This window comes from Domibacillus indicus, from assembly GCF_000970685.1.
Classification (GTDB): domain Bacteria; phylum Bacillota; class Bacilli; order Bacillales; family Domibacillaceae; genus Domibacillus; species Domibacillus indicus.
The window spans coordinates 173009-194195 of record NZ_LAJB01000007.1; the positions used below are offsets into that span (position 1 = coordinate 173009).

Sequence of the window (21187 nt, forward strand, 5' to 3'; positions counted from 1 at the left end):
TCCCAACCAACACTACAATTTATTTTTTATTCGATATACATAAGCTAAAATTTCAGCGATTGCTTTGAAAAACTCTTCCGGCACCGAATCGCCAATTTCTGTTTGATCGTGAAGCGCCCGGGCAAGCGGACGGTTCTCAACCGTCATTACATTGTTTTCTTTTGCAATCAGCTTAATTTTTTGGGCAATATAGTCTGTGCCTTTCGCTACTACATACGGAGCATCTCTCTTTGATTCATCATACTTGAGCGCGATCGCATAGTGGGTAGGATTCGTAATAACCACGTCTGCATTCGGCACTTCCTGCATCATACGCCGCATCGCCATTTCCCTTTGCGTCTGCCGGATTCTTGATTTAATAAGAGGATCTCCTTCTGAGTTTTTATGCTCATCTTTAATATCCTGCTTGGACATACGAAGGCTTTTTTCAAAATCAAACTTCTGGTAAAAATAATCCAGGACTCCTAAAACAAGCAAAGCGGCCGCAGCTGCCAGTCCCATTTGAACAGTTAAAGAACCAACAAGCGGCAGTGTATCTTCGATCGGTCTTAAAGCCATTTTTAATACTTCTTCAATATTTATCCACAAAGTGACAAAAGCTGCTGTACCAACAAAGCCAATTTTCAAAATAGATTTTAAAAGCTCGACAATGGAGCGCATCGAAAAAATCCGTTTAAATCCTTTGATCGGATCTAACTTCTCAAGCTTTGGCTTAATTGGCTCTCCTGTTACAAGCCATCCGACCTGCGCGTAGTTGGCAGCAACACCTGCGGCTACTGCAGCCAGCATAAAGGGAGCCAGAATCACGGCACATTGCTCCATCACCTCAAACACAATCGTTTTTAAATTCGCCTCGGTTACATCCATTAACATATAATATTGAATAGAATGCTGAAACATATGGAAAATATTTTTCCCCATAGAAACTGCAAAAGCGGATAAAAAACCAAATAGCACTAATAAACTCACTGCTGTATTTAAATCCTGGCTTTTGGCGACCTGCCCTTTCTTACGGGAATCCTGCTTTTTCTTCGGCGTGGCTTTTTCTGTTTTTTCACCAGCAAAAAACTGTAAATTCAGCTTTAGCAGCATGTTCTTACCCGCCTCCAAAAATAGTCATTAAATCCCGCATTGTATATAGCATCATCCCGAACAAATCGCGCACTAAAGTAAAAATAACACCAATCACAATAAAAACAACGATAAACGCAACACCAATTTTCAGCGGAAAGCCTACGACAAAAATGTTGAGCTGGGGCACTGTACGAGCTACCACCCCGAGCATGACATCTGTTAAAAAAAGAACGGCTACAACCGGCATTGCCATCTGAAAAGCAATTAAAAAAACACTGCTGAGTGTTCTGGCCATGTAATAAGCTGCTTCTCCGCTGCCAAAAGACAAGTAAAGCTGGTCAATAGGGATAAATTCATAGCTGTAGAAGATACCGTCCAATATTAAATGGTGTCCGTTTAGAGCCAAAAGCATTAAAAGGGAAAACATATATAAATACTGGCCCATCAGCGGACTCTGGACCCCTGTCTGCGGATCAATGACATTCGCAATGGCAAAGCCCATTTGAAAGTCAATAAAACCGCCGGCAATCTGGACAGCAGACAGCACAATAAACGCTGCCAGGCCAATTAAAAGGCCTGTCACCGCTTCTTTTAAAACAAGCAGAACATACTCACCATTTATTTCAAAGGGCGCTGCATCAATCGAATAGTACATTGTCCAGGCCAGCACTATCGAAAAAGCAATTCTATGCTGTGCAGGAATCGTCCGGTACGAAAACAAAGGCATTGTCACAAAAAAAGCCGATACACGGACAAGGATAAGCAGGAAAACCGATACGTCCGGAATAAGCTCTGTCATGCCCGCCTACCCGACGAATCTCGTTAAATTAGTAAAAATATCTGTGGTATACGTAATAATCCGCTCAAGCATCCAGGGCCCGAAAAAAATCATGCCGATCATCACGCCGGCAATTTTAGGCACAAACGCCAGCGTTTGTTCCTGAATTTGAGTGGTTGCCTGGAAAATACTGACCGCCAGGCCTATGCCAAGGGCAAGAATCAAAAGCGGCGCACACACAATAAGTGTGGTATACACACCTTTTTCAGCAAGAGAAATTACCATTTCCGTATTCATTTTGTCACCTTCCTAGAAGCTTTGAAGCAATGATTCAATAACCAAATACCAGCCATCAATGAGAACAAAAAGCAAAATTTTAAACGGCAGAGAAATCATTACCGGCGGAAGCATCATCATCCCCATTGACATGAGAACACTTGCGACAATCATATCAATAACAAGAAAAGGGATGAAAATCATAAAGCCAATTTGAAAAGCCGTTTTTATCTCGCTTAACGCAAAGGCAGGTACAAGCGTAGTCAGCGGAATATCGTCAATGGATTCCGGCTGTTCAGCCTGTGTATAGTTTAAGAACAGCTGTAAATCTTTCTGGCGTGTCTGTTCACTCATAAACTCTTTAAAGGGGCCGCTTGCACGTGTATACGCTTCTTCAAGATTGATTTCTTCGTTAAAAAGCGGTGTCAGCGCCTCATCGTTTACTTCCTGCAGAACCGGAGACATAATGAAAAAAGTTAAAAAAAGCGACAGGCCCAGCAGTACCTGTGTAGGCGGCATCTGCTGCGTGGCAAGAGCTGTCCGGACAAATGACAGGACAATAATAATCCGCGTAAAGCATGTCATTAAAATTAAAATGCTTGGGGCAATCGAGAGCACGGTCAGCATCAGCAGAAGCTTTACTGAGGTAGAGACATTTTCAGGGTCGCTTGAATTAAAAAGTTCCATAAATTCATTCATTCTGATTCCGCTCCCTATCTGCTAAGTCCCGCATTGCCCGCTCTCGGCTTTTTTTCAGCTCATCCATCTTCTGCTCAAATTCATGTTTAAATGAAACTGATTCTTTTGCTTTCGGCTCTTTTGAGAAACGGTTTTTCAGCTTGCTGACAATGTGGGCCGGCTGCATCAGCATATCAGACTGGTCTTCATAACGGCTGATTAAATCGTCGCGTTCTGCTGGATCTTCAATTTCCTTCAGCAGTGAAACATCTTCTCCGACACCAAGAACAAATACACGGTTCCCTATTTTTACAACCTGGACCGAGCGGCTGCCGCCAAGCGGTGTCCCTCCCAGATGGCGGACAATATGGGTCTCCTGGTAAGAACGGCTTTTTTTGTTAATAAACCGCAGTAAAAAATAAAGAAGCGCCACTACAAAAGCCAGTGCCGCAATCATTCGGACAATATCAAAAAAGCCTATGCCAACGGGAGCTGCCTCATCTTTTGTGTTTAATTCCTGATTGTCATTTTCAGCTGGCTGTTCCTGGCTGCACAACTCTGGATTGTCCAGGCAGTCCTGTACACTGCTTTTATCTGATAACGCTGCTCCGGCAATGATTTCATTGCCGGAAAACAATATGACCATTAACAGAAGCATAAAGCTGCATTTGCTTAATAATTTCATGAACAGCCGCACCTTAAGAAAGCACTTTGGAAATTGCTTCAATAACACGGTCGGCCTGGAATGGTTTTACAATAAAGTCCTTGGCGCCTGCTTGAATGGCGTCAATAACCATTGCCTGCTGGCCCATCGCGGAGCACATAATAATTTTGGCGCCCGGATCTGCGGCTTTAATTTCCTTCAAGGCAACAATCCCGTCTTTTTCAGGCATGGTAATATCCATGGTCACTAAGTCCGGCTTTAATTCTGCATATTTTTCAACAGCCTGGGCACCATTCTCTGCTTCGCCCACTACCTCGAACCCATTTTTAGATAAAATGTCTTTAATCATCATCCGCATAAATGCTGCATCGTCTACTACTAAAATTCGATTGCTCATTTTTTTGACCCCCTGTGATTATCTAGTTTAAATTTTTTAATCGGTCAGCCGGACTCGCAATATTCGTGATCCGGACACCGAAATTTTCTTCAATAACAACAACTTCTCCCTTTGCAACAAGGCGGTTGTTAACGAGGACATCAACAGGCTCCCCTGCCAGCTTGTCAAGCTCAATAATAGAACCGGATGTTAACTCCAGTATATCTTTTACATTCCGGTTCGTACGGCCAAGTTCCACCGTTACCTGAAGCGGAATATCAAACAGCATATTCAAATTGCGCGCTTCCTGCTCGCCAAGCTGTGGTGATTGGAACGATGAAAACACTGCCGTTTCTACATTTGGCTGGGCACCCTGGCCCTGTCCAAATGAATTACCCCCCATAAATGCCGGCTCATTTGATGGCCGCGAAGGCATCGGCGGCGGTGCGGGATTCATCTGTCCATTAACCGGCGGCGTCTCCGGATTATGCTTTGGCTCTTCTACGGGAGCCTGCTGAATCGGCTGCACCGGCGGCTCATTTTCCGGCGGTGCGGGATTCATTAATTCATGTACCAGCTGTTTCCCAAATGGAAGCGGAATAAGCTGCATAATATTAGAATCAATTAACTCCCCTACTGTCAGCCGGAACGAAATTTTAATTAAAAGCTCCTGCTCCGGAATTTGGTCTGTTCCTGTTCCATCATTTAAATCTAAAAGAGAAATAGACGGAGGAGAAATATCTACTTTTTTATTGAAAATCGTCGACATCGAGGTAGCCGCTGAGCCCATCATCTGGTTCATCGCTTCCTGGACGGCACTTAACTGCAATTCGCCAAGTTCCTGAGCTACTTCTATCCCGCTGCCTCCAAGCATTAAATCGGCAATAATCGCCGCGTCATTTTGATGAATGACAAGCAAATTAGCACCGGAAAAGCCTTCTGTGTAATGAACCTCAATTGCTGCATAAGGATGAGGGAACTCCTCTTTTAACCGGCTTTTTTCCACTACCGAAACGCCCGGCGTGGTAATTTCAACTTTTTGGTTAAGCAGGCTGGAAAGCGCAGTAGCAGAGCTTCCAAATGAAATGTTGCCAATTTCGCCAAGCGTATCCTGTTCAAAGCTGTCCAAGTATTCTTCCACGCCGCCCAGTGCACCAGTCGCTGAAGCGTCTTCCAAATCGTCGCTTTCTCCGCCTTTTAGCAAAGCATCAATTTCTTCTTGTGATAACATATCATCACTCATCATCTTCATCCCCTCCTTCCGCATAATCAAGCACTTAAACGGCTAATTTGCGGTTAACTCGGCCAGGCTGCGCCAAAAATTTTGGTACATTCCCGACTTTTATGGTCAATGCATCTCCAACCACTGTATTCAAGCTGATAATATCACCTTCTGACATAGTTAAAAACTCTTCAATGGTAATGCCCGTCTGTCCAAGTTCAGCGATAACAGGCAGCGTTGCTTTTTTAATCCGCCGGTCCAGGTTTTCCAGCTCACCAGGGCTGCGCTCTTTTTTGTCCGGATTTTGCATCCAGTAATGAACGGACAGCTTCGGAATAATCGGTTCTAATACAACGTGGGGAATACAAATATTAATCATGCCAGCTGTTTCGCCAATTGTGGTATTTAACGAAATAACGACGACCGTTTCATTCGGGGAAACCATCTGCAAAAATTGTGGATTCACTTCAAAATCAGTCGCGACTGGATCAATATCGACTATATTTGACCAGGCTTCCCGGTAATTTTCAAAAGCGTGGTCGAACAGGTTCGACATGATCCGGGTTTCAATTTCCGTTAAATTTTCCACTTTATTGACACTGACACCACGGCCGCCAAGAAGCCGGTCCAGTATGGCGTAGGCGATATTCGGGTTTACTTCCATCAAAATCCGCCCTTCGAGAGGCGGAACTTCAAATACATTCAAAATCGTCCGGTTTGGAATCGAACGAATAAATTCTTCGTATGGAATCTGGTCTGCTGAGACGACTTCCAGATGAACATACGTCCGAAGCTGGGCTGCGAAAAACGTGGTTAAAATTCGCGCAAAGTTATCATGCATTCGTGTTAAACTTCGAATCTGGTCTTTTGAAAAGCGCAATGCCCGTTTAAAATCGTAAACTTTAACTTTCTTTTCCTGCTCTTCTTTTTTTAATTCTTCTGCATCCATTTCTCCGGTTGATAAAGCGGATAGCAATGCATCAATTTCATTTTGGGATAAAATTTCTCCGGCCAACTGGCTCACCTCCGATCAATGACAGGCCTCTTTATTGAATAATGTACGAGGTGATATATACAGCCTCTACTTTACCATCCTGCATAATGCTGTTTAAATCTGTTTTTAGCGTTTCTGTTAATTTTTGCTTGCCCGCTTCCCCTTTTAAATCGTCCGCGGTCATTTCGGAAAGCTTCTGGATAATCATGTCCTTCGCCTGGAAATCACGCTTCGTCATTTCATCCATCGCTTCCGGGCTGTCAGTTTGAATTTTAAATGAAATGCGAATAAAATCATCCGATGCGAGATTCGTTGTCATTTCCGGAATATCAACCGACGATTCAATCACTTCATCAATGGACGGCTCTTTATCCGCCGCTTCGCCGCCAGCTGACTTTAATATAATCACAACGGCGACAGCTCCGGCAAGCAGAATAACAGCCATTAATACGACCATGATCGTTAGTAATTTATTTTTTGGTGCTTTTTGTTCATTCTCCATCCTGATCCTCCTCCGCTTTCACTTTCCCTAAAAGTGAAATGCGTGTGTAAAACATTTCAATATCCGCTGTTACCTTATCATGCGGTTCGCGGACCACATACTTTTTTCCATTCGTCAGCGTGATGGTTGTGTCCGGAAAGCTTTCTACCGTTTCTATGTAAATAGCATTTAACGAGAATGGCTTGCCGTTCAGCCTGGTCACCGTAATCATAATTGCCAGGACCGGATAACCCGGCCCTGTCCCCCCCTGCATTCAAGAATAAGAAAGAATTTATCTTTTAACGTTTCATGCTCATCAATTCTTGTAAAATTTCATCCGATGTTGTGATAATGCGAGTATTGGCCTGGAAACCACGCTGTGCGACGATCATTTCGGTGAATTCTTCGGATAAGTCGACGTTAGACATTTCGAGTGAGCCAGCTATGACGTCACCATTTCCACCTGACCCAGCAACATTTAAAGCCGGTGTCCCTGACGCGGGTGTTTCTGAAAAATAGTTACTACCTGATTTACTCATTCCTTCAGGATTAGAAAACTTTGCTATTATCAATTGTCCAGCCCATCTCAATTCACCGTTAGCGTCAGTAAATGTCACTGTTCCATCTTGTCCAATGCTCACACTTGTTGCATCATTCGGAATTTTAATTGGTTTATATGCGGCGTCCGTCAAAGTTGGGTTTCCAGTTGCTGGAAAATTCGGAGTACCGGTTATTGTATCGGGATCTGCATACGATGTAGAATCATTAGGAGTAGTCGTATTATCAGCAAAACCGACCAAATAAAAACCGTCACTATTTACAAGCATCCCATTTGAATCCATATAAAAATTCCCAGCACGTGTATATTGAATACTGTCAAAAGCACTTGTTCCACTTGCTGACTGGCCAACTTGGAAAAAGCCATCTCCTGAAATTGCGAGATCTAGTGTGCGGCCTGTTGTCTGTAATGATCCTGTAGTATGCAATGTGTCAATAGCAGCAATTTGTGAACCTAGCCCTACTTGCTTGGGATTTGTTCCCCCACGAGTATTTGTAGGTGCGCTTGCTCCTGCTACAGATTGAGAAACCATATCTTTAAATGTAGTACGCCCTTTTTTAAATCCGTACGTGTTTACATTCGAAATATTATTCCCTACTACATCCATCTTTGTCTGGAAGTTTTTCATGCCGCTGATTCCTGAGTACATTGAACGTAACATAAGTTCTTTTTTCCCCTTTCAAATTCGCCTGCGTCAGTCGGTCGGCAGGCAGCAGGCTTCCGTTTCGGTCCAGCCTGTTTCAAGTTTAATTGTCCATAAGAATAGTGCCATTAATATTCGTAAAAATATGTGTACTTGCTTCTTCTCGGTTCATTGCGGTAATGATCGTATTGTTTTTGGCGCTTGCCACAAGTGCCGCATCCTTCAGCACAACAAGCGAGTCGGTGACGCCTTTTGATTTTGCTTCCGACAGCTTCTGGCCAATTAAATTCCATTCACTTTCCTGAATTTGGATGCCGCGCTCATTTAACCGCTGCGCCGCATGCTTCGAGATGGTCAGCGACTGGGCTTCAGATGAGACGTTTTTCAGCGTTTCGCTAAATAAAGCAGAAGCACTTTGCTTGATCTCTTTTTTCGCCGGCGGAATAATCGGCTGGCGCGTTCCGTGAACAATCGGGTTAATGGATTTCATTTTTCATCACCCGCCTATTCTATTTTCGTAAGAGTAGAAGAAGCGATTTTTTCCCCATTGACAAGCTGCAGCCAGACCTGCCCGTCTTTCATTGACACAGATTGAACTGCTGCGCTTTGCTCGGAGCCATCTGTTCCCCATGTGACCGTGCGGCCGATTAAATAGCTCGCTTCCACTAACGGATTTGAACTGGTCACACTTCCCGCAGAACTTCCGCTGCCACTGCCTGTTAATTCGGAAATATTGGCCGGCTCCAGTTCTGTTCCATCCGTCAGCGTAAATTTCACGCTTTCCCCCGAAAATTTAATAGAGTCGACTGTGCCGTTTCCTGTTTCCACAACCGGCTGCCCATTTTCATCCGTTTGGTCAGTCAGCTTATGCCAGACGACATTTTTTCCGACAAAGGATTGATAATTAATCATCTGTGAAGCGGTCTGCGCCTGTACCATCTGTTCGATCATGGATGTCATGTTCACCATTTGCTCCAGCGATGTAAACTGGGCCATCTGCGCGATAAAATCCTTGTCTTCCATCGGGCTGAGCGGGTCCTGGTTTTGCAGCTGAGTCATTAAAATTTTGAGAAACTCATCTTTACCGAGAGCGCTGTTACCGGTTTGCTTTGTTTGAGCCGGGTTATTGGCTAAATAAAGCGAAGGATCAATTTTTGACATCGCTTATTCCTCCATTTCTGCATTGAGTAGGGCTTCTTCAAACGAAGAAAGCACTTCGCTGTCCTTTTGTTCTGCTGGCTGATCATTTGACTGCTTCTGCTCCTGCTGGGTGCCGCGGTCAAACAGCTGCTGTCTTGTTTCCGGGCTGGTAATATCGATTTTGTCGACCGTCACATTTTGCTGGCTGAATGCATGCTTTAGCTGGTGGGCGTTTTGCTCAAGCAGCTCTTTTACCGACTGGGTAGACGATAGAATTTTCGCCGTCATTACGCCATTTTGCTGCAGCAGTTCAATGCGGAGCGAGCCAAGCTGCTCTGGATACAATTTAATCAGCATTTTTGTTCCGTTTGGCATTTTCACCATGTTTGAATTCCCGAGAATTTGGGTAAATTTTTCAATGAATTGTTCCATATTCATCGGCCGCGGATTGGTTTTTACGCTAAAAGCAAATTGTTCCGCTTTTGAAAGCTGATTTAAAAACGGGTGTACGGATTCAACGGACTGGGCGGCAGATTTTAGTGAAGCTGCTTTGCCGTTTGCAGCTTCAGATGGCTCCTGGCTGCTGCCGTAATTGGCAAACGCTGTTTGTAAACTAGCTTGATTTATGCTTGCTTGAGAAGTTTGCGAACCTGGCTGGGAAAGCTGAATAACCGGCAAACCAGCTTGTTTTCCAACTAACGGTGATGACCCCTGATTCTGCCCTTCCAATAAGGCTGCCCCATTTTTCAAAGCGTCCTGCAACGGCTGAAAACGTGCTTTCTGGCCTGGAAGGTTTTCCGCAAAGTAGTTAATCAGCTGCGCTGCCCTGACTACCGTGCTTATAAGCTGCTTATCTGAGCCGCTAAAAGGAATCGCTGTGTTTTCTGCTATCAGCTTTACAAGACCTTCCAGTTCCTTGAGCGGCAGCTTTTCGAAGGGCTGGCCTGTACTTGTTTCCTGCAGCATCGAATCAATCATTTCTTTTACTGTGCCTTCCCCATTATCCTGTGAGCTAAAAAGCTGTGCCAGCTTTTGCAGTGCATTTTGCAGTGCTTCTACATCAACCTGCAGCAAAACCGCCAGATCCTGAATCGATGGCATTTCTTCTTTATCTAAAAGCTCCTGTGCGTGTGCAGCCAATTCCGGCTTTTCTTCTATTAATCCATCCAGTGATTCAACAGGCTTAAATAGTGAAGCAAGCATCGCTGAAAAATCCGCTGGAAGTACTTGTTCCATATTTGGCAGTTCACTTGTATTTTGAACTGTTTGCTGAATGGAGCCCAGCAGGCTGCCAAATCCTCCGGCTGCCGGTAAAACCGCTTGATTGGAAGATGTGCCGCCGGTTAAAGGCGAAGAGATAGCTCCTAAGAATACCTGCATTATTTCACCTCCTTTTCTTCAACATTATCTCACATTTTTCTCTGTTATTCTTTATTCATTCGATAATATTTTTGTATATTCAGCGGCTTTTTTCGCTTCTAGATTCTCGAGTACCGCTCCTTGCTTTTCAACGCTCAGCTCTTGTAGAATAGCTGCCGCTTCTGTGTTAGTTAAATTAATAATAATGCCTGCGATACTTTCCTCATCCATCGATTCATATGTTTTCGCTACATTGTTTGCTGTTTTTGTTTCTTTTGAGTCGGCCGCTTCTTTTTGCTGCTGCTGAAGCTGCTTGATCTCGGCGTTCAGCCGGTCCTGTTCGGTCAAAAGCTCTTCTATTTCTTTTTCCGAATTGTCAAGTTCCTCCGACAGCTGCCCAATTTTTGCTTCTTTGTCTTTTACCTCCGCCTGCAGCTCGGCAACTTTTTCGCTGTCCAATTTTCCATCCTGCTCTGCCGTCTCCACCCATTCCGATACAAACGGAACATTTTCTGCCAGCTCTTTTGTTTTTTCAAATACATTGACGCCCGCGATGGTCATGACCACCAGCGCAATCGTCAGGGCGAATAAGAGAGGAATGACAGCCACAAATATTACCCATTGAAACGCGTTGTATTTTTTCTTTTCTTCTATTTCAGCCGGCTCTATTTTTTTCTTTTTTGCTGCCATTTGTCTATCACCTGATCTTTCGGTTCATAAACTGGATAGAAGAAAGCTCATCCATTTGCTTTGCTTCTTCTAAAGCCATCCACCTGCGGTAATGCACCAAATCATTCGCGCGGATTTTGCTGTATTTTTTCACTTCAATATTTTTTTCTTTTAACTGCTGCTCACACCACTGCATTCGGCCGCGTGTTGTCATGACAACACGCTGCTGCTGGTCAATCAGCTTTTCAAGATTAGAAATAAACTGCTGGTAGTGCTGAATGTCAAGAACGGAAAAGCCAGATTTCATTTTTTGCTCCTGAACAGCGATCAAATCTTCTTTTTTCTTTAACAGTTCATAAAGCTTATTTGCTTCTGTTTCAAAAAGAGTCTGCGCCTCTTTAAAAACAGTTTCTGATTCTTCTTTTTCCCGCTCGCGCAGCTGCATGATTTTTTCGAATTTATAATTGAATGCCATGTTTTATCCATCCTTTCGATCTGCAAGACGAACTAATCCAAAAGCTGTTTCATCCAATGTCGCTTGTTCATCTGTACGCTGCTTTAAAAAAGAGAGAATTGGCTGATAGTTTTGTATCGCCCGGTCGATCTCAGCAGACGAACCTTTTTTATAGGCACCAATATTAATTAAATCCTCTGAGTTTAAATAGGTATTTAACGAGTCTCTTACCGCAACCGCAGCATCGTAGTGATCACGGCTGACAATGTGCGGCATAAGCCGGCTGACGCTTTTTAGAACATTAATGGCTGGATACTGGCCTTTATTGGCGAGCTCGCGGTCAAGAACAATATGGCCGTCTAAAATACCACGTACTGCATCGGCGATCGGCTCGTTCATATCATCACCATCTACAAGAACCGTATAGAATGCTGTGATGGTTCCATGTTCGTTTGTGCCGGTTCTTTCCAGCAGTTTCGGCATAATCGCAAAAACGGAAGGCGTATAGCCTTTTGTAGCAGGCGGCTCTCCAACTGCAAGCCCGATTTCCCGCTGGGCCATTGCCACCCGGGTAACAGAATCCATCATCAGCATGACATTAAGCCCTTTATCACGGAAATATTCAGCAATCGCTGTTGCAGTAAAAGCCCCTTTTATCCGCATAAGTGCCGGCTGATCTGACGTCGCAGCCACAACAATCGACTTCTTCATTCCTTCCGGACCAAGGTCACGCTCTATAAACTCACGCACTTCACGCCCGCGCTCCCCGATTAAAGCAATAACATTTAAATCAGCTTTTGTGTTTCGGGCAATCATGCCGAGCAAGGTGCTTTTCCCCACACCGCTTCCCGCAAATATACCAACACGCTGTCCTTTTCCGACGGTCAGCATGCCGTCAATTGCCCGGACACCTACTTCGAGCTTTTCACGAATAGGCGGCCTCGTCATCGGATTGGGAGGCTCTGCTTCTGTTTCAATCGCTGTTAAGGTACGCGGCAGCACGGAATCATCAAACGGCTCACCGAGCGGATCAATAATTTTTCCGATCAAAGCCGGACCCGCCTTTACCTGCAGCGGGTGGCCGAGCGATTCCACCAGGCTGCCCGGCGAAATCTCATTGATATTTCGATAGGGCATTAAAATAATCATTTCATCGCGAAACCCGGTTACTTCCGCCATAATGGTCCGTTTCCTGTCTTTCGAATGAATGAGACAAATGTCGCCAATGGAGCTCTCAGGCCCCTGTGATTCAATCATCAGCCCTACTACCCGCTTTACGCGGCCATATCGTTTAAAAGAATCAAGTGATGGAATGGTATATTTTAAATCCGATGCTTTCATTGTCTACTCACTCTCCAATAATTGAAGGAGTGTTTTACGAAGCTGTTGAAGCTGCGTATCAATTCCCGCGTCAATCCGGCCATTCGCTGTTTCAATAAAGCATGTATTTTCACCAGCTTCTTCACTTGGATATATATAACAATTAATATCGGCTGGAAAAAGAGCTTCAATTTCGTCTTTTTGAGAAATAACCAATTCATACTTTTCAGGATGAACATGGATCTGCACTTCTTTTTGATTTTTCACTTCTTTTAAAGCCGATCGGACAATTCCCATAAACAGCTCATTGTCATTTTCTAGTTCACGCTGCAGAATTTTTTCTGCACAGGTTACAGCAAGTTCGACAATCGTCCGTTCCGACCTCTCTACGTTTTTTTCGTATTCTGTTTTCGAAGAGTGGACGATTGACCGTGCTTCGTCAATCAGCGTGCTTACTTCCTGATAACCGGCATTTCGTCCTTCTTCCGAGCCTTGCTGAAAAGCCTGTTCATATGCTTCCTGCTGCAGGCTTGCTTTTTCCTGCTCCCATTGCTGCTGCCAATTTGACGCTTCTGACATGATCCGCTGTTTTTCGGCCTCAGCTTGTTCAATAATCGCTTTTGCCTGACGGTTTGCTTCTTCTAGCACGATTGACCGCTCTGATGAAAAATCGGGAATATCTGCTTCTTCCTGCTCCTTATTCGCATAAAAAGGCTTGATGCCGATCACCCGCTTCGGGCTTTCAATTACTTTCGGAAACTCGTCTCGAACAAAATTAGACAATGATATCATCTCCTCCACCGCGGGCAATAATGATTTCACCAGTTTCCTCTAAGCGGCGGATGGTTCCCACAATTCGCGATTGTGCTTCCTCAACATCACGAAGCCGGACAGGACCCATGTACTCCATTTCCTCTTTAAATGTTTCAACCATACGCTGTGACATATTCCGGAAAACAACTTCTCTTACTTCCTCGCTCGATACTTTCAGCGACAGCAGGAGGTCTTCATTTTCACAATCGCGGATAACACGCTGAATCGACCGGTTGTCGAGCGTGACAATATCTTCAAATACAAACATTCGTTTCTTAATTTCTTCAGCCAGCTCGGGATCCTGTATTTCCAGAGCATCGAGAATGGTTTTTTCTGTCGACCGGTCTACACCATTTAAAACTTCTACCACTGCTTCGACGCCGCCTGTTTGTGTGTAATCCTGGGTAACAGTCGAACTTAATTTCCGTTCTAATATTGCTTCAACCTCATTAATAATTTCAGGCGAGGTGCTGTCCATAATGGCAATCCTTTTTGCAATATCAGCCTGAACCTCCTGTGGAAGCTCTGACAGGATTTGTCCGGCCTGCTGCGGGTCCAGATAAGAAAGAATCAGGGCAATTGTCTGCGGATGCTCGTTTTGAATAAAGTTTAAGATTTGCCCGGCATCCGCCCGGCGCGCAAAATCAAATGGCCGAACCTGCAAAGAGGATGTTAAACGGTTAATAATGTTTTGCGCCTGATCCTGGCCCAGTGCTTTTTCAAGTACAGTTTTGGCATATCCAATTCCGCCCTGGGAAATGTAATCCTGTGCCAGCGCAATATTATGAAACTCTTCAAATACTTCTTCTTTTATATCTGTATCTACTTTTTTTACCCCGGAAATTTCCAGTGTTAACCTCTCAATTTCTTCTTCCGATAAATGTTTATATACAGAAGCCGAAGAATCCGGTCCGAGGGAAATAAGCAGAATCGCGGCTTTTTGTTTTCCAGTTAATTTCTTCTCGCGTGCAGCCATAATAGATCTCTCCTATTCCTCAGACAGCCATGTGCGCAAAAGCTTCGCAAACTCTTCCGGCTTGTCTTTCGCCATCGTTTCCAATTGCCTGCGCCGTGTGCTGCTCTCTGTTTCAGTCAGCAGTTCTTCTATATTTTCCTCTGTTACGTCATCTTCAAACTCTTCTTCCTCTTCCTCCCGGCGTCTTCTAACCATCATAAAGATTAATACACCGATGATAACAACGAGAATGCCGCCGATGAGATATACCCACCAGGGAATAGTGGAAGCTGGCTCTTCTTCAAACGAAACTTTTCCGTTCAGCTGCTGTACTGAAACGGTGATTTTTTCTTCAAGAGCTTGATCCGTTAACTCTGTATTATAGCTTTCGTCAATAGACGTTCTCACGATATTTCCAAGAAGCTGCTGAATATCCTCTACACTTTGATCCGGCATTGTATTCGGATCATCCGGTGTCGGCGGTTCAACCATGACTTGAATGCCTAAATCCCGGATTTTATATGGACTTTCCGTAATTTCACGGCGGATCCGGTTTACTTCATTGTTGATTGTTTCTTCTGTCCGCTCATAGTCTCCGCTGCCTGTGGCTCCTTCAAGATAAGTAGCTGTATCTCCTGCGTCTTCTGCCTGCGGAATACCTCCTGCACCGGCTGCATCGCCTGTGTAGGTTTCAGTAATTCGCTGAGCGCTGATTTGAATGCCTTCCATGTTTTCTTCATCAACCGGCTCTACCAGATTCTCTTCTCTGTTTTCCTGAGTAAAGTCGATATCAGCTGTTACTGTCGCAACTACTTTGTCATTGCCCATCAAGGCACCAAGCATACTTTGAACCTGGCGCTGCACATCACGCTCTACCTGTTTCTTTACAGCCATTTGCTGTTCAAAGGAATCACCTGAACTGCTGCCGCTGCCGGCCATATCATAATACTCAAAATTCTGGTTCATAATGGCGATATTTTCAGTTGGCAGATTCGGCACGCTTTTTGAAACCAAATGATAAAGCGATTTAATTTGCTTTTCATCAAATTGATAGCCCGGCTCTGTATTCAGCACAATGGATGCAGATGCCTGTTCCGCTTCTTCCGTAACAAAAATCTGTTCCTGGGGAAGATTGATCATGACATTGGCATCTTTTACTCCGTCAATTCCCTCGATCAATGTTCCGAGCTCTGTCTGCATTGCATCCAGCTTTAATACATTAAACTCGTTATCTGTCATACCAAACCCGGCATTTTGGCTGAAAAAGCTATAATCAATTTTGCCGGATTGCGGAAGTCCTTCAGCTGCTAAATCTACTTTCAGGGTGTCTACCGACTCTTCGGGAACGAGAATCCCTGTCCCGCCTTCTGTAATTTCATATGGAATGCCCCGTCCATCCAAGTTTTCTTTTACCGCACCAATTTCCGAAGGGGAAAGTTCACTATAGAGCGGAGCCATTGTTGTTCTTGTCGCAAAATAAACGATTAGTGACAAGGCAAGAATGAAAAAGAAAAAGAAGGCGGTTCCGACTATTTTTTGCTTTTTCGATCGCGTATTCCAATATTCTTTTATTCTAGCAAGCTGCTGTTTGATAGTTTCGTTCATTACAATCCCCCGGTCACTTCAATACCTTCTACATTACATTTGCATCCGCATGATTTCTTGATATGCTTCAACGGCTTTGTTACGCATTTCCAGCGTTAACTGCATCGTTATTCCCGATTTTTGAGCCGCTGACATTACCTGGTGTATATCAACGTTTTCTCCGTTAATCATTTTTGTTGTCAGTGAATTGGACTCTGCTTCTGTTTTCATTACATCATTTAGTGCATCTTTTAAAAAATTACCGAAATTCTGCTGAGATTCAGCTGGAGTTGCGGCTTTTTTTACACTGCCCGGTTCTATCATTGCTGATGAGACGGCATTCAATGCTTCTATAGCCATTTACTTCATCTCCTTATTTTCCAATTTCCAGCGCTTTTGTCATCATTGCTTTTGACGCGTTAAATACCGTTACATTTGCTTCATAGGAACGGGTCGCACTCATTAAGTCCACCATTTCGCGCAAAGGGTCCACGTTTGGCATATTAACGTAGCCTTCTTCATTTGCATCCGGGTGCTCAGGATCGTAAACGAGCTTGTTGGGCGTTTCTGTATCCTCAACAATCCTAGTTACTTTTACTCCGCCGCCAGCTTCCTGGCGGTTGGCCGCTGCCTGCAAAAAAGTTGAAAAAGAGCCTTCCTTTGGCTGCATCACAACAGATTTACGCTGGTATGGCTGCCATTCTCCATCAACCAATTTGGCTCTTGTTGATTCGGCATTCGCCATATTGGATGATACAACGTCCATCCGAAGCCGCTGGGCCGTCAAAGCAGACGCGGTAATATTCATGCCATTAAACATTATCACCGGCCTCCTTTAATAATATTTGACAGCGATGCATACTTGGAACTCAGCCGGTCCGTGAGCGCATTATAATAAATCTGATTTTCAGCCATTTCCGACATTTCCGAATCTAAATCGACACTGTTGCCACTTTCGTTATAGGCCACATTGCGCGCCGTTATGACCGGACCGCTTGATTGCGCGGAAAATGTAAAATGTCTTTTGTCTGTCCGGTAATTTTGAAAGTCATTTTTACTATCTTCTAATATTTTCTTAAAATCCACATCTTTAGCCTTATAATTTGGCGTGTCGACATTGGCAATATTGTTCGCAATTGTTTTTTGCCGTAAAGATGCATAGTCCAAACCTCGTTCTAAAGACGTTATTGAGTTTGAAAACAGGTTCAATTCGCCCACTCCATTTTTATTAAATAGTTAATTTTTATCTGCACTTAAAGAAATATAACATAAAAGTCATTTTCCGACACTATTCTTAACAAAAATAACAAAAAAATTTCACGACTTATAAATCCGAGTCGCAAAATGTCATAAACTTATAATTATTATACATTGTTGTTAACTTTTGTACATAAAAAAAATTAAAAAAACGCCAGCGGATGGGGGTTCCACTGGCATTGTAAAATTTAGTTGGATTTCAATTTTTCCAATTCCATCAAGAATTTATTATTTAATACTTTAATATACGTTCCTTTCATTCCGAGAGAACGCGACTCAATAACACCGGCACTTTCAAGTTTGCGAAGGGCGTTTACGATAACTGAGCGGGTAATCCCGACACGGTCGGCAATTTTCGAAGCAACGAGTAGGCCTTCTTTCCCATCAAGTTCTTCAAAAATATGTTCAATCGCTTCAAGTTCACTGTACGAAAGTGAGCTGATCGCCATTTGAACTACCGCTTTGCTGCGGGCTTCTTCCTGCATTTCCTCTGACTTTTCACGTAAAATCTCCATTCCAACTACTGTTGCCCCGTACTCAGCCAAAATTAAATCATCATCGTGAAATTGTTCTTCCAGCCGTGCAAGCACAAGAGTTCCAAGTCTTTCGCCCGCTCCTATAATAGGAACAATAGTCGTTAAACCGTTTTGAAATAATTCCTTGTTTTCAACCGGAAACGCTGTATACTCGCTGTTTACATCCAGATTCGAGGATGTTTCTGTTACGTTAAATAAGTTTTTTGTGTATTTTTCAGGGAACTGGCGTTCTACAAGCATCTGCTTCATTCGTTCATTTTCAATTTGCTGGTTGACTCCAAATCCAAGCAGCTTGCCGCGGCGGCTGACAACGAAAATATTTGCTTCAATCACTTCAGAAAGAGATTCAGCCATCTCTTTAAAGTTCACTGTTTTGCCTGCTGCATTTTGAAGCATTTTGTTTATTTTTCTTGTTTTAGCCAAAAGATTCATGATGTATTTCCTCCGATTGATTATAAAATAAATTCGCGTAAATCTTTGTTTTGTGAAATGGCAGATAATTTTTCATCTACATACTGAGGCGTTATTGTAATGGTCTCCATCGTAATATCCGGTGCTTCGAATGATAAATCTTCAAGCAGCTTTTCCATAATAGTATGAAGACGCCGCGCTCCGATGTTATCTGTTTCGCCATTAACATGAAAAGCAATTTCAGCCAGGCGGCGGACCGCTTCCCCGGTAAACTCAATGCGTATGCCTTCTGTTTCAAGCAACGCTTTGTACTGCTTAAGCAGCGCATTGTCAGGTTCAACTAAAATACGGACAAAATCATCTGTTGATAATTTTTCGAGCTCGACCCGGATCGGAAAACGCCCTTGCAGCTCCGGAATTAAATCCGACGGCTTCGACATATGAAACGCTCCAGCGGCAATAAACAAAATATAGTCTGTTTTCACAGCTCCATACTTTGTAACAATAGTAGAGCCTTCCACAATTGGCAAAATATCACGCTGCACGCCTTCGCGCGAAACGTTCGCCCCCGACTGCGCGCCGCCTTTCGCTGCAATTTTATCTACTTCATCGATAAAGATAATACCAGTCTGTTCTGCACGCCGGACAGCCTCCTGTGTTACTTCATCCATATCAATCAGCTTTTGGGCTTCTTCCTGCTCTAAAACCGGACGGGCATCTCGTACAGTGAGTTTTTTCTTTTTTTTCTTTTTTGGTATAAGGCCGCCGAGTGCATCCTGCATGTTCATCCCCATTTGCTCCATTCCTGAGCCCTGGAATAAGTCAAACATAGAAGGCGGCTGCTCTTCTACCTCAACAGTGATGATTTCGTTTTCAAGTTCTCCATCTGAAAGCTTTTGCTCAACAACACGCCGCTTTTCGTAAAGGGACATATCCTCCGTAGGCTCCTCAGCTTCCTCCTGCTGCCCGCCGCCTCCAAAAAGCATTTCAAACGGGTTTTTAACAGAGGCTCCTTTTTTGCGCGACGGGACAAGTAGTTCAACAAGCCGGCGGTTTGCTGCTTCTTTGGCAGGTTCACGCACCTCAGCCATTTTCTCTTCCTTAACGAGCCGGACAGCTGTTTCAGCCAAATCCCGCACCATGGATTCTACATCTCTTCCAACATAACCGACTTCCGTAAACTTGGTGGCCTCCACTTTAATAAACGGCGCCCCGGCAAGTTTGGCCATACGGCGGGCAATTTCTGTTTTTCCGACACCGGTCGGTCCAATCATTAAGATATTTTTCGGAATGACTTCATCCTGGATTGAGCTGTCAAGCAAGCTCCGGCGGTAACGGTTGCGCAGTGCAACAGCAACAGCTTTTTTCGCTTCTTTCTGCCCAACTATATACTGGTCCAGACGCTCCACAATTTGACGGGGTGTTAAATTGATTCCATTTGCCTTCATCTTTCCACTCCTCAGCCCAGTTCTTCCACAATAATATTATGGTTTGTATATACACATATATCCGCCGCCGTTTTTAGTGCGGCTTCCGCAATTTCTGCTGCTGACAATTGAACGGCATACTGTTTTAACGCCCGTCCTGCAGACAGAGCATAATTCCCGCCGGACCCAATTGCCAGAATGCCGTCATCTGGTTCAATAACCTCTCCGGTTCCAGATACAAGCAGTAAATGGTCTTTGTCCATTACAATGAGCATCGCTTCTAAGCGGCGAAGCATTTTATCGGTCCGCCATTCCTTTGCAAGCTCTACGGCCGCTCGCTGCAGATTCCCGCTGTACTCATTTAATTTTTTTTCAAACAGCTCAAATAGTGTAAATGCATCTGCTACAGACCCCGCAAAGCCAGCCACTACTTTTCCATTAAAAAGGCGGCGCACTTTTTTGGCGGTATGCTTCATCACAACAGCGTTTCCAAATGTCACCTGGCCATCCCCTGCCATAGCAGAAGACCCATTATGCTTTACTGCGAATATCGTTGTCGCATGAAATTGTCCCAATCTATTTTCTCTCCTTTATGCACGCGGATGATGGTTTCGATATGTATGCTGAAGGTGCTCTTTCGTAATGTGCGTGTACATTTGAGTGGATGACAGGCTGGCATGACCCAGCAGCTCCTGCACCGTCCGCATATCCGCACCGTTATTTAACATATGGGTGGCAAATGTATGCCTTAGCATATGCGGATGAATTTTTCCCGATAACGATGCTTTTTGAATCAGTCCATTTAATACATGGCGGATGCCTCCGGTTGTAATAGGCGCACCCCTGAAATTAACAAACAGCTTTCTGTGCGCTGTTTGTTTCATCAAAAAAGGCCTGCTGTTTTTCAAGTAGCTTTCCACCGCTTCTGCAGCAAAACCTCCGTACGGCACATACCGTTCTTTGCCCCCTTTTCCGTGGACAAGCAGAACTCCAAGCCGCATGTCAAGGTCTGGCAATTCCAGGCCGGCACACTCACTCACCCGGATGCCGGTTCCATACAGCACTTCAAGCAGGGCACGATTTCGAACAGAGAGGGCATCCGTTCCCTCCACCGTGCTGAATAATTCCTGCATCTCTTCTTCATAAAAAAAAGAGGGAAGTTTTTTTGCTCCTTTTGGACGGTGCACCAGCAGGAAAGGATTTTCTTCCACCACGTTTTCCCTCATTAAAAAGCGGTAAAACCCGCGGAGAGCAGATATTTTTCGCGAAACAGAAGCACGAGCCATTTTCTTTTCATGAAGCAGCGTTAAAAACAAACGAGCTTCCTGGTGTGTTACATCCTTCAAATCCTTTAGCTGCTGCTCATCCATAAACACAAAAAAGTGCTCCAGATCATCACGATAGCTTTTTATCGTGTGAACAGAGCTGTTTTTTTCAATTTGTAAATAAGCAAAATACGAATCCGTATAATTTTTGAAAAGTTTAGACATTTTCCCACCTCATAAAAGGGCTACTAA

The 21187-nt window shown here is 44.1% G+C and carries 27 protein-coding genes; all 27 read right to left on the reverse strand.

Annotation, left to right across the window (positions count from 1 at the left end; genetic code table 11):
• Positions 1 to 12 precede the first annotated feature (12 nt).
• The gene (flhB, locus tag VP98_RS08965; protein WP_046175041.1) at positions 13 to 1092 is read right to left on the reverse strand and encodes a flagellar biosynthesis protein FlhB; all 1080 of its coding nucleotides are present in this window, start codon (positions 1090 to 1092) and stop codon (positions 13 to 15) included.
• A 4-nt stretch (positions 1093 to 1096) separates the two neighbouring features.
• A complete protein-coding gene (fliR, locus tag VP98_RS08970) occupies positions 1097 to 1873 on the reverse strand; it encodes a flagellar biosynthetic protein FliR (RefSeq protein ID WP_046175042.1) in 777 nt (258 codons plus the stop codon).
• A 6-nt stretch (positions 1874 to 1879) separates the two neighbouring features.
• Positions 1880 to 2149 carry a flagellar biosynthesis protein FliQ gene (gene fliQ, locus VP98_RS08975; RefSeq protein WP_046175043.1) on the reverse strand — a complete coding sequence of 90 codons (270 nt, stop codon included), beginning with the start codon at positions 2147 to 2149 and terminating at the stop codon, positions 1880 to 1882.
• Positions 2150 to 2161: 12 nt separating this feature from the next.
• Positions 2162 to 2827: a flagellar type III secretion system pore protein FliP gene (fliP, locus tag VP98_RS08980; RefSeq protein ID WP_046175044.1), complete on the reverse strand. Its 666-nt coding sequence runs from the start codon at positions 2825 to 2827 to the stop codon at positions 2162 to 2164.
• On the reverse strand, positions 2820 to 3491 hold the full coding sequence (locus tag VP98_RS08985) for a flagellar biosynthetic protein FliO (RefSeq protein WP_046175045.1): 672 nt from the start codon (positions 3489 to 3491) through the stop codon (positions 2820 to 2822). The genes fliP and VP98_RS08985 overlap by 8 nt, the downstream gene beginning before the upstream one ends.
• A 13-nt stretch (positions 3492 to 3504) precedes the next feature.
• A complete protein-coding gene (locus tag VP98_RS08990; protein WP_046175046.1) occupies positions 3505 to 3867 on the reverse strand; it encodes a response regulator in 363 nt (120 codons plus the stop codon).
• Positions 3868 to 3889: 22 nt separating this feature from the next.
• Positions 3890 to 5092 carry a flagellar motor switch phosphatase FliY gene (fliY, locus tag VP98_RS08995; RefSeq protein WP_046175047.1) on the reverse strand — a complete coding sequence of 401 codons (1203 nt, stop codon included), beginning with the start codon at positions 5090 to 5092 and terminating at the stop codon, positions 3890 to 3892.
• A 31-nt stretch (positions 5093 to 5123) separates the two neighbouring features.
• Positions 5124 to 6083, reverse strand: coding sequence for a flagellar motor switch protein FliM (fliM, locus tag VP98_RS09000; RefSeq protein WP_046175048.1), 960 nt, complete (start codon positions 6081 to 6083; stop codon positions 5124 to 5126).
• A 31-nt stretch (positions 6084 to 6114) separates the two neighbouring features.
• Complete coding sequence (gene fliL / locus VP98_RS09005; RefSeq protein ID WP_046175049.1) at positions 6115 to 6564, reverse strand: flagellar basal body-associated protein FliL; 450 nt, start codon at positions 6562 to 6564, stop codon at positions 6115 to 6117.
• Positions 6554 to 6775, reverse strand: coding sequence for a flagellar FlbD family protein (locus VP98_RS09010; RefSeq protein ID WP_046175050.1), 222 nt, complete (start codon positions 6773 to 6775; stop codon positions 6554 to 6556). Before VP98_RS09010 ends, fliL begins: the two co-directional genes overlap by 11 nt.
• A gap of 67 nt (positions 6776 to 6842) precedes the next feature.
• On the reverse strand, positions 6843 to 7763 hold the full coding sequence (gene flgG, locus VP98_RS09015; protein ID WP_046175051.1) for a flagellar basal body rod protein FlgG: 921 nt from the start codon (positions 7761 to 7763) through the stop codon (positions 6843 to 6845).
• Positions 7764 to 7848: 85 nt separating this feature from the next.
• Positions 7849 to 8235: a TIGR02530 family flagellar biosynthesis protein gene (locus VP98_RS09020; protein WP_156151355.1), complete on the reverse strand. Its 387-nt coding sequence runs from the start codon at positions 8233 to 8235 to the stop codon at positions 7849 to 7851.
• A gap of 14 nt (positions 8236 to 8249) precedes the next feature.
• Complete coding sequence (gene flgD / locus VP98_RS09025; protein ID WP_046175052.1) at positions 8250 to 8906, reverse strand: flagellar hook assembly protein FlgD; 657 nt, start codon at positions 8904 to 8906, stop codon at positions 8250 to 8252.
• A 3-nt stretch (positions 8907 to 8909) separates the two neighbouring features.
• The gene (locus VP98_RS09030; RefSeq protein ID WP_046175053.1) at positions 8910 to 10265 is read right to left on the reverse strand and encodes a flagellar hook-length control protein FliK; all 1356 of its coding nucleotides are present in this window, start codon (positions 10263 to 10265) and stop codon (positions 8910 to 8912) included.
• Positions 10266 to 10316: 51 nt separating this feature from the next.
• On the reverse strand, positions 10317 to 10934 hold the full coding sequence (locus VP98_RS09035) for a MotE family protein (protein ID WP_046175054.1): 618 nt from the start codon (positions 10932 to 10934) through the stop codon (positions 10317 to 10319).
• 7 nt (positions 10935 to 10941) lie between these two features.
• Positions 10942 to 11388 (reverse strand): flagellar export protein FliJ, encoded by a 447-nt coding sequence (gene fliJ / locus VP98_RS09040; RefSeq protein ID WP_046175055.1) that lies wholly within the window; start codon positions 11386 to 11388, stop codon positions 10942 to 10944.
• A 3-nt stretch (positions 11389 to 11391) separates the two neighbouring features.
• Complete coding sequence (gene fliI, locus VP98_RS09045) at positions 11392 to 12708, reverse strand: flagellar protein export ATPase FliI (RefSeq protein WP_046175056.1); 1317 nt, start codon at positions 12706 to 12708, stop codon at positions 11392 to 11394.
• A gap of 3 nt (positions 12709 to 12711) precedes the next feature.
• Positions 12712 to 13470: a flagellar assembly protein FliH gene (gene fliH, locus VP98_RS09050; protein WP_052712196.1), complete on the reverse strand. Its 759-nt coding sequence runs from the start codon at positions 13468 to 13470 to the stop codon at positions 12712 to 12714.
• Positions 13463 to 14476, reverse strand: a complete 1014-nt coding sequence (gene fliG / locus VP98_RS09055) for a flagellar motor switch protein FliG (protein ID WP_046175057.1) — start codon at positions 14474 to 14476, stop codon at positions 13463 to 13465. Before fliG ends, fliH begins: the two co-directional genes overlap by 8 nt.
• 12 nt (positions 14477 to 14488) lie before the next feature.
• Entirely contained in the window at positions 14489 to 16060 is a 1572-nt protein-coding gene (gene fliF, locus VP98_RS09060; RefSeq protein ID WP_046175058.1) for a flagellar basal-body MS-ring/collar protein FliF, read from the reverse strand.
• Positions 16061 to 16093: 33 nt separating this feature from the next.
• Positions 16094 to 16399 (reverse strand): flagellar hook-basal body complex protein FliE, encoded by a 306-nt coding sequence (gene fliE / locus VP98_RS09065; RefSeq protein ID WP_046175059.1) that lies wholly within the window; start codon positions 16397 to 16399, stop codon positions 16094 to 16096.
• A 13-nt stretch (positions 16400 to 16412) separates the two neighbouring features.
• The gene (gene flgC / locus VP98_RS09070) at positions 16413 to 16859 is read right to left on the reverse strand and encodes a flagellar basal body rod protein FlgC (protein WP_082087902.1); all 447 of its coding nucleotides are present in this window, start codon (positions 16857 to 16859) and stop codon (positions 16413 to 16415) included.
• 2 nt (positions 16860 to 16861) lie between these two features.
• Positions 16862 to 17248, reverse strand: coding sequence for a flagellar basal body rod protein FlgB (gene flgB / locus VP98_RS09075; protein ID WP_046175061.1), 387 nt, complete (start codon positions 17246 to 17248; stop codon positions 16862 to 16864).
• A gap of 236 nt (positions 17249 to 17484) precedes the next feature.
• On the reverse strand, positions 17485 to 18264 hold the full coding sequence (gene codY / locus VP98_RS09080; protein ID WP_046175062.1) for a GTP-sensing pleiotropic transcriptional regulator CodY: 780 nt from the start codon (positions 18262 to 18264) through the stop codon (positions 17485 to 17487).
• Positions 18265 to 18284: 20 nt separating this feature from the next.
• Positions 18285 to 19691, reverse strand: coding sequence for an HslU--HslV peptidase ATPase subunit (gene hslU, locus VP98_RS09085; RefSeq protein ID WP_046175063.1), 1407 nt, complete (start codon positions 19689 to 19691; stop codon positions 18285 to 18287).
• Between the two features lie 11 nt (positions 19692 to 19702).
• Positions 19703 to 20245, reverse strand: coding sequence for an ATP-dependent protease subunit HslV (hslV, locus tag VP98_RS09090; RefSeq protein ID WP_046175064.1), 543 nt, complete (start codon positions 20243 to 20245; stop codon positions 19703 to 19705).
• 15 nt (positions 20246 to 20260) lie between these two features.
• Positions 20261 to 21160: a tyrosine recombinase XerC gene (gene xerC, locus VP98_RS09095; protein WP_046175065.1), complete on the reverse strand. Its 900-nt coding sequence runs from the start codon at positions 21158 to 21160 to the stop codon at positions 20261 to 20263.
• Positions 21161 to 21187 lie beyond the last annotated feature (27 nt).